This window comes from Metallosphaera javensis (ex Hofmann et al. 2022), assembly GCF_022064045.1.
Lineage (GTDB): Archaea > Thermoproteota > Thermoprotei_A > Sulfolobales > Sulfolobaceae > Metallosphaera > Metallosphaera javensis.
The window spans coordinates 175,283-188,284 of sequence record NZ_JAKNCW010000001.1; the positions used below are offsets into that span (position 1 = coordinate 175,283).

The window sequence follows — 13,002 nt, forward strand, 5'->3', positions numbered from 1 at the left end:
AAACTATTTGAAAAGCAGACAGGCCACTTCCCTGTTATCGCTTTCCTTGAAGAGCCTGGGTTCCTCAAACTCCGATATTCTTATTTCACCGTCTTCCATCACGTCCATAATGGAGGTAAGAGACCTTATCTTATCTTTCTCTTCATTGATGACCTTCCTTAGTACTTCCACGTTGGCATTCCTCACGTACATTTTGTCTCCCTCTATGACCACACTAGCCTTCTCGAAGAGGTTGTAGTATTTACCCTGTATTAGGTAATTTATATCTTCCATAATCTCGTCTAGTGTCCATCCACATTTCTCAAATGCCATGGGGCATCTGGGATGGAAGACACATCCCCTAGGTGGGTTTATGAGGTTTGGTGGATCCCCTCTCAGAATTATTCGCTTCCTGGCAGAACCAGGCTCGGGCCTAGGAACCGAGGATATGAGCGCCATCGTGTAGGGATGTTTGGGATTATTCAAGACATTCTCCTTATCTCCAATTTCCATAAGCCTTCCGGAGTACATCACTGCAACCCTATTGGCCATATAACTCACCACCGCTATGTTATGGGTTATTAGCACCATGGTTATGTTCTTCTTTCTCCTTAATTCGTTTAGAAGGTTCAGGATTTGCGCCTGCACTGATACATCCAAGGCGCTTGTGGGTTCATCCAGGATGAGAAGGTCAGGGTCCGTAGCCAGGGCACGGGCAATAGCAACTCTCTGTCTCTGTCCTCCGGACAGTTCATGCGGATATCTCATTGCGAAGTTCCTGGGTAGCCCCACTTCCTCCAGCAGATCGTAGACCTTTCTTCTCGCCTCCTCACCCTTGAGGTAACCCGTGGATATCATGGGCTCCATAATCACGTCAAGAATCCTGTATCTTGGATCAATTGATGAATAGGGATCCTGAAATACCATGTTCATTCTTGTTCTCAGTTTCCTGAGTTCAGATCCCTTCTTTGCCAGAAGGGAATATCTTGAGGAGATTTCCTTCATAATTTTTTCGTCTTTAGCTAGAAGAGCCTCCTCGTACCTTTTTAATTCCTCCTCTGGTGCATCAAAGAGAATCTCTCCTGAAGTAGGCTCCAGCAAGCGTATAAGTAACCTTCCCAGTGTTGATTTACCTGAACCGCTCTCTCCAACTATGCCTAGGACCTCACCCCTATTTACCTTAATGGAGACATCGTCCACGGCCTTAACGTAGAGGTTCTTGAGAGCAGAACCCCTTACTGGAAAGTACTTCTTTAGATTGAACGCTCCGATCACTTCTTATCACCTTTCCTTACGAGGAAACATGCCACAGAATGTTCACCGTTTACCTCCACCATTCTTGGCTCATTCACCCTGCATTCCTCCATGGCAAAGGGGCATCTAGGCGAGAAAGCGCACCCGGGAGGTGGATTTCTCATGTCCGGTACAGAACCTGGAACCGTTTTTAGGACAGTCTTGTCCATAGTAGGTATAGCCTCCATTAGCATCTTGGTGTAAGGATGGAGAGGTTCCTGGAATATCTCCTTCGCTGACCCTATCTCGACTATCTGCCCTGCATACATTATTCCGATCCTGTCAGAGACCTCTGCAAGGACAGACAGGTCGTGGGAGATGAAGATAAAGGAGGTGCTGAAATCAGATTTTAGATCCTTTATCAGATCCAAGATCTGAGCCTGGATAGTTACGTCCAATGCGCTCGTGGGTTCATCCATGATCACTACCTTGGGATTGTTGGCAAGCGCTATGGCAATAACTATCCTCTGTCTCATTCCACCAGATAACTCGTGGGGGTATAATTTTACCACTTTCTCGGGATGAGGGATGCCTAGAAATGTAAGAAGCTCTACCGCTAACCTGTAGCCTTCCCTTATCAAAGCGTTCTTAGCAAATCTAGACGCTATTGGAAATCGTCCCATATTCCTCTGGTATAAGGAGATGCCCATCATGTCGGTTCTGGATAGCCTCACGTTAGCTAGGTTAAGGATCATCTTCTCCTTTCTAGCCTCATGGATATCTCTTCTTCTCCAGATAGAGAAGATCTGCTCGTCTAGCCCCTGAAGACCCTTCCTCTCAATTTCTTCAAGAAACCTGTCTTCCCCTTGTGACTTGAGAATGTTTAGAAGTTCTCGAAGTTCCTCATGAGTTACCTTCTCTCTACTCAGTGCCCTTCTGATCAATCTTTCCGGATCATGGAAGTATATGGCCTCGGCAATCTGATAACCAACTGGTAGTACGGGATTGAGTGCCGTTAAGGGTTCCTGAAATACCATGGATATTTTCTTTCCCCTTACGTCTTGGAGCGTCTTGTTTAACCTCTTAATTATCTTCTCGTTTTTCTTAACACTAAACTTCGAGACACTTGAACCGTAGTCTTTGAGGGGTTTGATCATGTCTATTCCATCGAGAACTACTGACCCTTCTTCAACCCTTGCATTTCTAGGGAGAAGCCCCATTATTGCCAATCCAAGTGTGGATTTCCCTGATCCGCTCTCCCCAGCTATTCCAAGCACTTCTCCAGTGTAAAGGTTAAGTGTAGCTCCCCTTAGGGCTTTATACACGCCCCTCCTCGTGTAAAAGCTTAACCTGAGGTTCTGAACCTCTAGCACCTTTTCCTTTGTTTTTACTTGCGACATTAGCTTCTCCTCCTGGGATCTATCACGTCTCTAAGACCGTCTCCCATCAAATTCACAGAGAGAGCGAATAAGGTTATGGCTAGCCCTGGAAATATCACGGTCCAAGGGGCCGACTGTATGTAGTTTAGGCCTAGGCTAGTCAGGTAACCGAGTTCTGGAATGTTTGCATTGGGTATGAAACCTATGAAGGCGAGGGTAGCGAATATGCCCACAACTGACCCTAGATCTAATGATATCTGCACCAAGATTGGGGGCAATGTATTGGGAAGAATATGCCTGAACATTATCCTAGTATTGCTAGCCCCCGATGCCTTAGCAGCCTCTATGAACATGCTTTCCCTAAGGCTTAAGGTGAGACTCCTGGAATACCTGGCATATATGGGCCACCATACTATTATCAGCGCAATAACCATGCTGTTCAAACTGCGTCCTAGAACGAAACCCACAGCAAGAGCTAGAACCAGATAGGGGACGCTGAAGAAGATGTCGGTAATTCTCATCAGTACTTCATCGAGATACCCTCCCACGTAAGCCGCTAACACTCCTATGACTGCTCCAATCAGTGCACCGCTCACCACAATTAGCAGTGAAAAGCCCAGATCTATCCTTATGGCCTCCATAATTGCCTGAAGCAAGTTCACTCCAGGATAGGTTGTCCCCAACGGATACCTTGCAGAGGGAGGTTGAGGAACAGGATTAATGAAGTTGTAAATTAGAGTATTTGGATTTCTAACCCCAATAATCTCAGGATAAAATTGCATAAGCAGGGCATCTGCCACATAACCTAGGAAAATGATCAGCCCTGCCACCGCAGTCTTATTGGAGAAGAATACCTTTAGTGATAATTTGAGGTTGTAAAATCTCTTCTCCTCTTCCTCTTGGACTTGCCTCTCCATGGGATTCACCTCAATACCTAATTCTCGGATCTATGATGGCGTAGATTATGTCAAGGACTAAAGTTGTTACAACCAATATTATGCCAAATATTAGAGTGGACGCCATCACACCTCCAACATCATCATTAAGTAGTGCCTGTGTTGTCCAATATCCTATACCCGGAAAATCGAACACAGTCTCCACAACCACAACTCCTCCCAGTAATCCTGCAACAGTGTAACCAAAGGAAGTGACCACAGGTAACATGGCGCTCTTCCGGGCATGCAGATTGTTAACCACCTTCTCTGGCACTCCCTTGGCCCTAGCAAGCTTGATGTAATCCTGCTCTAGGGTTTCGAGCATGCTGGCTCTCAATATCCTGATTATCCCGGCCATCACAGCTAAGGCCAAGGTTAGGGCTGGCATGATGAGATGAAGAAATGCATTCCACGCAACCGCAAAGTCTCCATGTATAATTGCGTCAATCAATAGAATATGCGTAGGATAGGATATTCCGTTAACATACCAGGGCAATCCAGAAACGAGTTGAGGGGAAACCTCTCCGCTAAAGGGCAATATACCCGTATACACTCCAAGGATCAGGATTAGAGCAATAGCAATTAAGTAGATTGGCATGGAGTAAAGGGTGAAGGAGAAAACCCTTATTCCCTGATCTGCCGCAGAATCTCTATTTACCGCTGAGAACACGCCAAGGGGTATGCCGATCAACCAAATCAATAGCGCAGCGAAGAGAGACAATATTACCGTGTTTGGAAGGAAAAGCACAACCGCAGTTGAGACAGGCCCACTAAATATGGGAGTATTGGTGTAGCCGAAGTTCCCGCTCAAAACTTGAGCTAACCAATAAAAGTACTGCACGTAGACTGGCTGGTTAAGGTGAAACTCCTGTGTTAACCTTTGTATTGCAAGTTCTCTGGCTTGACCGGTTAATCTAGGATTTAAATATTCGGAAAGAATCAAATTATTACCCTGAAGGTGAATTAAAACGAACACCATAAGGGTAAGCCCAATCAATGTTGGAATAAGGATCGCAATCCTTCTCAAGACGAACATCCATAATTTGATAATTATCACCCCTTAGAATAGTAAGAAAATAATGCTAAAAAATTAATTTATCCCTTAACCCACCAGAAGTATAGGCTGTCTCCAGCTCCTCCAATCATGGGGTTCTCTTCATAAGAGATATGACCCTGATATCCTGTCATGTATGGCTTGATAATCCAGAACGCGTTGGGTTGCTGGGTATATACGTACATGTAAAGGTCTATGGCAATTTGCTCGGCTTGCTTGTAGTAGTACGCCGCCTGAGTTGCATTCGCGGTATTGTCTGCCTCCTCTATGTATGTATTGAGTTCTTGATACAGACGTGCCTGATTTGTATGACCCAATGACTGCAGATATTGTACTGTCCATCCGTCAGGCGCAGGATAGGTTCCATTCTCCAGATACATGGCATTAACAAAGTCCGACGGATATGGATAGTCTGCGATCCATCCCAGATAGTAAATGGGCATTGGGTTTTGACCAGGAACCTCAAGACCTATGATCTCCGAGAATGGCAGGTAGAGTGGCTGGGCCTGAATGTTGGGATCAATCTGGTTAAGGGTCTGTGCCCACATTTCAGCAGCAGCGTAGTCTACGGTATCTCCAGAGGACACTATTATTGGGATATTGATCGACACGTTATACATTCCGGACTTGATCAGTAGCTCCTTAGCATAAGTTAAATTGAAAGTTGGGACGTTGTTTAACTCGCTTGGCGGTACGTAGTATGGTAAACCGGGTATAATCACTCCGGCATATGGTGAGGCAAAGTCAAACCCGTACTTCTCATTGCCCACTATATTATTGATGTAGTTTGTGTAGTTGAAAGCATATGCGAATGCTTCCCTGACATACAGGTTTGCAAAGTAGTCGGAGGGAATGTGATATTGGGTTCCCAGAGTCTTAAGGCTTGAATTGCTGATGTTGATGTTGAACACGAAGAAGAACTCGGATAGGGTGGGGAACTGGTAAATACTGGCCTGTCCTTGAGCCTCTAGCTGCTTCAGAGAAGGATAGTAATTGGTGGGCAATCCAGTTACAATATCAGCCTTTCCTGATGCGAATAATTCATAGGCAGTTTGCGGATCCTTTACCCAGTTAATGATTACTGTATCATTTGGCGCAGGTACACCTGGCACACCGTGGAAGTACGGATTTGGAACTAAGACTACATACTGTCCAGGCACGTAAGTCTTTATCATGTATGGTCCTGATGCAACAGGATCATTCTGAACTTGCGTGTTGTAGTTGCCCTCATTTGCATATTGCTCATACTGTAGGAATCCCTGAGGTGTGAAAGTAATCCCGGCTCCCACTTGCTCCAACCACTTGGCATCCACTATACCTGAACCCAGTGGATCAGCCACTGCAGTGAAGAATAACTGGGGTGGAGTGGGTTTAACCAAGTGGAAAGTCACCGTGTTGGTTTGATTATTGTAAGTAACAGCGTTCATGATTTCTTGGAAGGTCTGATTCATATTGGAGGATGTCACTATGGGTACACCTATGGTGGCTCCGGGTACTAGGTACTGAGCCAAGATCCAGTCTGGTGTACCAGGAGATCCTCCCACAAACAGTAGTGCCCTTATTACAGAGTACCAGACGTCGTAGGCGGTGAGGTTATCCCCATTGCTGAAATGAAGACCACTCCTGATATGGAAAGTATAGACAGTGTAGTTATCCTGAATGCCTCCGTTTTGTACCGTGGGAACCTCGGTAGCTGCGAAGGGTATGAAGGATGTGGTACTGGATCCGTTATAGAGAAGAAGGGTCATGAATATGTTCGAGACTACCTCGAATCCCACGCTTTCATAATCAATCTGCGGATCGAAGGAGTATGGACCTCCTGGGACGTTCTCAGCGACGGTTATTACGCCTGGGTTTGGTACAGTTCCATTGAATAACTTAAGAGTAAAGGAGACGCCAGATCCGGTTACTGCAACTGATTGATATGTGGTATACTCGTATGTTGCGCCAGAAGATGCGTTCTGAGTAACTAGGGTAAGGGTAACCGTGTAGAGGCCTGGGGTAGTGTAAGTGGTGTTTACTGGGTTAATTTCAGGGTCAAATGACGAGGAGTTTGCATTTACAGTGAGAGTTTGCCCATTGCCGAAGTTCCATATGTACTTGGAAATGGTCATGTTCTGTCCAGAGGGAGGTTGCAGATATCCACCATAGAAGAAGACTGGAGTTCCGGCCTGAACAATCGGCGCTGTGGGGTTCTTGGCAGTATCGAAAGATATGACAGGGATAGAAAGGAATTGTGTGGCCGTGGAGTTAAGCACTCCCAATACTTGAATCTGCAGAAGTGAAGTGCTTGTGTTCTGAACAGGCTTTCCGTTAAGATATTCTACCGCGTAGACTAGATAGGTTCCAGGTTGGTTATAGGTATAAGAAGCCTCAAGTGTATTGGATGTGGCAGTTTCGTTCAGAGTGTGTCCATCACCTAGGTAAAGAACCACATTGGAACCAGGAGTTACGCCATATACGGTGAACGTTATGGTATTGCCCTGTTCGCTGGCAAAGGATGTTGGAGCAAGGGAAATTGCTTGAACCGTAACAGTCTTATGAGACGTGGAGGTTAATAGATAAATTCCAGCTATTGCTGCAATTATAATTATAACCGCAATTACTATACCTGCTGTTCTTGAAAGAGCTCTAGAGAATTTAATCCTTTTGCCTTTATACATATCAATCACGTTTTACTCATTTTGAACCTTTTTAAGGTTTACTTGCTTTGGAGATTTATATTTTAAAAAACAAGAAACACTGGACATGAGCAGATTCTATCAAGAGAAATATATCCATATTTCTCCAGAGCTACAACTAAATATTTTGGGGTAAGTCACGTCAAACGATACAACATTACGAATATACAAGATTTTGAACTTTAGGTGGTGATAACTAAAAGTTTAAATTGAATTAAAGTATTTGAAAAGATATATAGATGATAAGATATAATCTCTTCTCCAAGTATAACAGTCTTGAAAAGCTTCTTGACTTCATAGCTTCCTAGTATACGTAGTGGCTTAAGCTTAGCTCAATCCTGTTAGTGTAGGTCAAAGGAATAGCTCAGAAACTCCACTAAGTTCAGGGCAAAATTTGGGATAACTAGGGAGTAGTCTTTCATATCATCATCAGAAAATGCCGCGGCCGGGATTTGAACCCGGGTCACGGGCTCGAAAGGCCCGCATACTGTCGGCGCAGAGCATGGCCGGGCTATACTACCGCGGCAATGAAAATAATACAACTAAGTATATAAAACTTATCTTGACCTCCATAAGTTATAGTTTTTTAAGTTAATTAACAGCAAGGGAGTATCCTTGGTTCGAATGTTTCCCATTGTGAGGATTCACAATTTTAGTGGTTATAAAGCAAATCTAAATAACCATGAAACCCCTGTATACTCGTGATCCTTAGAGTCACTTTCATTACACCTACAATATCATTACTTGACCTTAATCCAGAGAAGGGAACGCTCACGATTCTCGATATAAAGCAGGAAGGAGAACTTCAGAGGCTTTTAGTCGAGGTTAAGGGCGTTGATGATTCCGTGAGTAAACTACAGGGAAACTTCAGTAAAGTCTCCAAGCTGAAGTACCTTGGAACGATGAAGGTTAAGGGAGTGGTGGAGGAGATCCTTTCCAAGTACATAATTGTCAATGGTGTTGTTAATGGAAATTCGACCGTCTGGACAGTCATTCTGAGCGGTTATCAGGAACTAAAGAAGTTGTTGCGGGAACTTCATGAGCGTGGCGTTAGTGCTAAGGTGATAAAGGTAACCAAGTACAAGACCGAGGATATCCTCACGGCTAGGCAGGAACAGATACTCAGGATAGCCCTTGAGGCCGGTTATTACGAGTTCCCGAGAAAGATTACCATAAGAGCTCTAGCAGAGAAGCTGGAGTTAAGTGTTTCCTCCCTCTCAGAGATTATCAGAAGGGCAGAAAAGAATGTGATCGTGAACTACTTTGACGAAAAGGGATTGTAATGCATGGAGGATTGAGGTGGGAGAAGGGAAGGCCATCATCAATCAGGGACTTCAGTGTTAATCTTAATCCACTTGGCGTTCCCAAGTTCCTTGAGGAACTGATCGAGGAGGCTGTGAGGAGTAAGGTTTACTCCTTTTATCCAGACGACTATCGAGAATTGAAAAGGGTTATTTCAGAGATCTATGACGTGAATGAGGAGATTATTGCTGTGTTCAATGGAGCTAGTGAGGCCATATCCCTCCTTGATCGAGACTTCTTTGTCCCTGAACCCAATTATCAGGAATACCCAAGAGGCTGGATATACCTAGCTCATGAGGACGAAGAGTTCAGGTTTACCCTTCAAGGTAATAAGGTAATCACAAGCCATCCCAATAATCCCACAGGGGCCTCGCTTTCCCGGGACGACGTGATCTCCTTCCTTCAGGAGGGTAAAATCCTAGTCCTCGATCAATCGTTTGCTGATATAAGTCCCGTTGATTCCTTTGTGGATCTGGCGGAGGAATTTCCCAATCTTCTTGTGATCTCTTCATTCACAAAGGCCTTTTCAGTCCCGGGATTGAGGCTAGGTTTTACCATAGGAAATATGAGCAGGATCCTGGAGCGCCATGCTCCACCCTGGAGAGTTAATGGGATTGCATACTACGCATTTTCAAATATTAACCCACGAGATGCGAAAAATTTCTTCTCTAAATCGCGTGAGGAGGTGAAGGTGAGTCTTGAGAGAATTGGAAGGATTCATGGACTGAGGGTCTACAAATCTCACGCACCATACGTTCTGGCTGAGGCTCCTGTCCCCGCGGAAAGACTAAACCACGAGTTACTGAGACGGGGATATTACGTAAGGAATTGCTCCAATTTCGTGGGTCTGAGAGGGAACCATTTCAGGTTTTCCCTTAGAATCGACTTCCCAGAACTTATCTTGGTCCTGCAGGAAATTCTTCAAGAACTGGAAATACCTGGCTAAGGCTTTACGGTATAGTAGAGCCTCTTCTTTCCCTTTCCCCTGTTCTCTACCTTAATAACCTCTATGTTTCCAATTTCGCTGGTATTTCTAACGTGGGGGCCACCATCAGCCTGCACATCAACCCCCTCTATTTCCACGATTCTCCACGTCTCCAGCTCAGGTGGCATCTTTTCTGCCAGTTTGACCACTCCAGGTATTTTCATGGCCTCTTCTCTAGGCAGGAAATAAACCTTCACATTAATTCCCTTCCTTGCTATTTCATTTGCCTCCTCCACTATTCTTGGAAGTATATCCTTGTTCTCAACGTTAAAGTCATCCTTTGCATACTCGGGAGTGATGTTACCTCCGGTGATTAGCGCGTTATATTTGGAGAAGGCAATTGATGCGATTATATGCGATGTTGTGTGAAGTCTCATCATTCTGTACCTTTGGTCCCAGTCTATTCTTCCCTCGACTTCACTACCTTCTCTAAGTCCATCAATCCTATCAAGGACATGAACAATTTCGTTTCCCTCGAATTTAACTTCTGTCACCTTGTATGTATTCCCTTCATAGAGAATAATTCCAGTATCCGATTCCAGTCCTCCTCCCCGGGGATGAAATGCTGTTCTATCGAGAATAACACCTGGGGGCACTATTCTGACTATTTTTGCTGAAAAGTTCTTCATGTATGAGTCCTTGGCGTAGAGTTGTTCCGTTGCCATCCCCTACAGCCTCTCTAGGGTTATTCCAAGCACCCCGTTCCTCAGGTAATAGGAGAGGGGGAAGGACTTGACCTGCACTGGCAACCTCACTATCTTTATCACGTTCCTCAAATCCTTATTGTAGACGTAAACTGTGGAAATATCGGCACGAATTGCCAAGCTGGTCTCCTTTAGATCCAGCCCCCTAAGATCAATGTAAACATGAACCCTAGTTTCATCCGTGAGGATATCTACATCTGAATCGTCAATTTGAACGGAGGGCAAGAAATACCACGTTATAATTAACGTTGCCCTAAGTTATAAACCTTGGATTACAGTGAGGTGAAGAAATGAATAGGGAACAGGACGAAGTTAGAACGTGGTATTACATCGCAAGGTCAAATTTCATGGATTATTCGTGCGAGTTCCAAACGAATATTCTGGTCTGTTGTAATATAAATATGGTTATTTTAGATGAAACTACCAATTCCATATTACCATCTCTTCTCTCTTTTAACCGTACTTCGCCCAATATAGATATCAAGATGCTTGGAAAAGATTTCCAAAAGTATTGGGCTGGATCTGATGACAGGAGTGCGTGGGAAGGATTCAAGGGAGCCTTTAAGAGCAAAGAGCCCTTGAAATACAGGATAGTTCAGGCCAGGTATAAGCTGGGATCAATGATAAACAGGCTTGACGTTCACATAGCGAGACTGCAGGAGAGGGACAGAACACTCTTTGAGAGGGTAGTAAGTGCCCAGATGGCTAAGGACACCAGCAGGGCAGCAATGTATGCAAATGAAGTCGCAGAAATAAGAAAGATGAGCAAGCAACTGATCATGACGCAGATAGCATTGGAGCAAGTTCAGCTTAGATTGGAGACAGTGAGCGAGATCAGTGAGGTCTTTGTAAACCTTATTCCTGTGGTGGGAGTAGTGAACGAGCTTAAGTCAGTACTAAAGGGAGTCATGCCGGAGATATCCCTGGAACTCTCCTCGCTGTCTGAGGATCTACAGACTGTGGTAATAGAGGCAGGAGACTTTGCAGGAGGATACTCCTACACATCTGCTGCCACACCGGAGGCCAGAAAGATACTGGACGAGGCGTCAGCCATAGCGGAACAGAGAATGAAGGAGAAGTTCCCAGATCTTCCCGTGAACGCACTGGCCCAGAGGGCATAAGCCCAAGGGCCCAAGATATTTTATTTTCCTATTTTACTTCTTCTTGTGGCGGAAGGAAACTACTCTGTTACTCCTTGGGAAGTTAAGGGTAAGGTTGATTACGACAGGCTAATCATCCAGTTTGGGACTCAAAAGATAACAGACGAATTAAGACAGGAGATACGTTCCATTGTTGGGGATATGCATCCCATGCTCAGGAGGGAAATCTTTTTCTCCCATAGAGATCTTGACCTTGTCCTGAAGGACTGGAAGGCAGGGAAGGGTTTCTTCCTGTATACCGGTAGAGCTCCATCCCTTGGAATGCACATAGGTCATATGATCCCCTTCATTTTCACTGCGTGGCTCCAGCAGAAGTTCGGGGTTAACGTGTATATAGAGGTCACAGATGACGAGAAGTTTATGCGGAATCAGGACTACACCCTGGACCAAACCAGGCAATGGGCTTTAGACAACATTTTAGACATAATAGCAGCTGGTTTTGATCCGGACAAGACATTCATCTTTCAGGACACCGAATACATAAGGAACATGTACCCTCTAGCCATTAAGATTGCCAAGAAGTTGACCTTCTCGGAAGTGAAGGCGACCTTTGGGTTGGACGTATCTTCCAATATAGGTATTATCTTCTATCCTTCCCTTCAAATAGCACCCACAATGTTTGAGAGGAGGAGATGCCTCATACCCGCAGGGATAGATCAGGACCCATACTGGAGACTACAGCGGGATATTGCCGAGAGTCTAGGATATTATAAGGCGGCTCAGATACATAGTAAATTCCTGCCTCCTCTCACGGGTCCTGAGGGAAAAATGAGCTCCTCAATACCCGAGTCTGCCATATACCTTTCTGACGATCCAAAGACCGTTGAGAGAAAGATCATGAAGTATGCCTTCTCTGGAGGACAACCCACAATTGAACTTCAGAGGAAACTGGGAGCTAACTTGGATATAGACGTGCCTTATCAATGGCTCTATTACTTCTTTGAGGAGGATGACGATAGAATACGTAAGATTGGAGAGGAGTACAGATCAGGAAAGATGCTCACAGGTGAGATAAAACAGATCCTCGTCGAGAAGCTTAATACTTTCCTGGAAAGGCACAGGGAAAGAAGGGAGAAGGCCAAGGAACTAGTTAAGGAATTCAAGTATGAGGGGAAGCTGGCAGTTCAGATGTGGCAGAAAATTCACGAATAATTAGCTCTTTAATTGTAACTTTTTCAGGTAATATACCACTAGATTGGTGGATATATCAAGCTCCTTTGCAATCTTGTAAATGGAAGCTCCGCTCTTGTACATTTCCATGATTCGCTGTATTTTATCCTGGGTTAACTTTCTCTTGGTCTTGACTAGGTTGTGCTTTTTCAGTATTCTTAGAACAGTGTTGGAGTTCATTTTGAGAAGTTTACTGATCTTATTTGCGCTGTACCCTTGTTTCCCGTATTCAATTACCTGCTGAATTAGCTCAGGTGGGGTTTTTCCACGGAACTGAACACCGCTGTCCTTAAGTATCCTTCTGGCCCTGGAGTAGCTGAGGCTTAGCTCCTTGGCTATCTCCCTTATTGATCTCCCGCTCTCGTACATTTTCTTTGCTTTTTCAGTAATATCCTCTTGCATAACGAAAAGTTCTCTTTC

At 44.7% G+C, this 13,002-nt stretch carries 12 protein-coding genes and 1 tRNA gene; 4 read left to right on the top strand and 9 right to left on the bottom strand.

The features are described 5' to 3' along the window. Positions 1-3 precede the first annotated feature (3 nt). From L3N51_RS12655 to L3N51_RS01185, 6 genes are all read right to left on the bottom strand, one after another. The gene (locus tag L3N51_RS12655) at positions 4-1,254 is read right to left on the bottom strand and encodes an ABC transporter ATP-binding protein (RefSeq protein WP_238024777.1); all 1,251 of its coding nucleotides are present in this window, start codon (positions 1,252-1,254) and stop codon (positions 4-6) included. After that, positions 1,251-2,612, bottom strand: coding sequence for an ABC transporter ATP-binding protein (locus L3N51_RS01165; RefSeq protein WP_238024778.1), 1,362 nt, complete (start codon positions 2,610-2,612; stop codon positions 1,251-1,253). Before L3N51_RS01165 ends, L3N51_RS12655 begins: the two co-directional genes overlap by 4 nt. Then, positions 2,612-3,508: an ABC transporter permease gene (locus tag L3N51_RS01170; protein ID WP_238024779.1), complete on the bottom strand. Its 897-nt coding sequence runs from the start codon at positions 3,506-3,508 to the stop codon at positions 2,612-2,614. The genes L3N51_RS01165 and L3N51_RS01170 overlap by 1 nt, the downstream gene beginning before the upstream one ends. 10 nt (positions 3,509-3,518) lie before the next feature. Continuing rightward, on the bottom strand, positions 3,519-4,583 hold the full coding sequence (locus L3N51_RS01175) for an ABC transporter permease (RefSeq protein ID WP_238024780.1): 1,065 nt from the start codon (positions 4,581-4,583) through the stop codon (positions 3,519-3,521). A 38-nt stretch (positions 4,584-4,621) separates the two neighbouring features. Beyond that, positions 4,622-7,243 (bottom strand): ABC transporter substrate-binding protein, encoded by a 2,622-nt coding sequence (locus L3N51_RS01180; RefSeq protein WP_238024781.1) that lies wholly within the window; start codon positions 7,241-7,243, stop codon positions 4,622-4,624. A 455-nt stretch (positions 7,244-7,698) separates the two neighbouring features. Next, positions 7,699-7,787: transfer RNA gene (locus L3N51_RS01185), tRNA-Glu, on the bottom strand. 175 nt (positions 7,788-7,962) lie between these two features. Between L3N51_RS01185 and L3N51_RS01190 the strand changes: the two genes are divergently transcribed. Both L3N51_RS01190 and L3N51_RS01195 read left to right on the top strand, forming a co-directional pair. After that, complete coding sequence (locus L3N51_RS01190) at positions 7,963-8,544, top strand: helix-turn-helix domain-containing protein (RefSeq protein ID WP_238024782.1); 582 nt, start codon at positions 7,963-7,965, stop codon at positions 8,542-8,544. Continuing rightward, the gene (locus L3N51_RS01195; protein ID WP_238024783.1) at positions 8,544-9,509 is read left to right on the top strand and encodes a pyridoxal phosphate-dependent aminotransferase; all 966 of its coding nucleotides are present in this window, start codon (positions 8,544-8,546) and stop codon (positions 9,507-9,509) included. The genes L3N51_RS01190 and L3N51_RS01195 overlap by 1 nt, the downstream gene beginning before the upstream one ends. Here the strand turns inward: L3N51_RS01195 and alaXM are convergent. Further along, on the bottom strand, positions 9,506-10,213 hold the full coding sequence (gene alaXM, locus L3N51_RS01200; RefSeq protein WP_238024784.1) for an alanyl-tRNA editing protein AlaXM: 708 nt from the start codon (positions 10,211-10,213) through the stop codon (positions 9,506-9,508). The two genes, L3N51_RS01195 and alaXM, sit on opposite strands and share 4 nt — an antisense overlap. A gap of 3 nt (positions 10,214-10,216) precedes the next feature. Next, complete coding sequence (locus tag L3N51_RS01205) at positions 10,217-10,477, bottom strand: hypothetical protein (protein ID WP_238024785.1); 261 nt, start codon at positions 10,475-10,477, stop codon at positions 10,217-10,219. A gap of 260 nt (positions 10,478-10,737) precedes the next feature. Here L3N51_RS01205 and cdvB1/B2 point away from each other — a divergent pair, with 260 nt between their 5' ends. Together cdvB1/B2 and L3N51_RS01215 are read left to right on the top strand one after the other, a co-directional pair. Next, complete coding sequence (gene cdvB1/B2 / locus L3N51_RS01210) at positions 10,738-11,373, top strand: cell division protein CdvB1/B2 (protein ID WP_238024786.1); 636 nt, start codon at positions 10,738-10,740, stop codon at positions 11,371-11,373. A 45-nt stretch (positions 11,374-11,418) separates the two neighbouring features. Beyond that, complete coding sequence (locus L3N51_RS01215; protein WP_238024787.1) at positions 11,419-12,564, top strand: tryptophan--tRNA ligase; 1,146 nt, start codon at positions 11,419-11,421, stop codon at positions 12,562-12,564. On the opposite strand, the gene cbp1 is transcribed toward L3N51_RS01215, so the two are convergent. Next, a complete protein-coding gene (cbp1, locus tag L3N51_RS01220; RefSeq protein ID WP_287689824.1) occupies positions 12,565-12,984 on the bottom strand; it encodes a CRISPR DNA repeat-binding protein Cbp1 in 420 nt (139 codons plus the stop codon). Between the last annotated feature and the right edge of the window lie 18 nt (positions 12,985-13,002).

Coding starts and splice junctions, on each gene's coding strand:
- L3N51_RS01165 (WP_238024778.1), bottom strand. CDS start 2,612: ATGTCGCAAGTAAAAACAAAGGAAAAGGTGCTAGAGGTTCAGAACCTC.
- L3N51_RS01170 (WP_238024779.1), bottom strand. CDS start 3,508: ATGGAGAGGCAAGTCCAAGAGGAAGAGGAGAAGAGATTTTACAACCTC.
- L3N51_RS01180 (WP_238024781.1), bottom strand. CDS start 7,243: ATGTATAAAGGCAAAAGGATTAAATTCTCTAGAGCTCTTTCAAGAACA.
- L3N51_RS01195 (WP_238024783.1), top strand. CDS start 8,544: ATGCATGGAGGATTGAGGTGGGAGAAGGGAAGGCCATCATCAATCAGG.
- alaXM (WP_238024784.1), bottom strand. CDS start 10,213: ATGGCAACGGAACAACTCTACGCCAAGGACTCATACATGAAGAACTTT.
- cdvB1/B2 (WP_238024786.1), top strand. CDS start 10,738: ATGCTTGGAAAAGATTTCCAAAAGTATTGGGCTGGATCTGATGACAGG.
- cbp1 (WP_287689824.1), bottom strand. CDS start 12,984: ATGCAAGAGGATATTACTGAAAAAGCAAAGAAAATGTACGAGAGCGGG.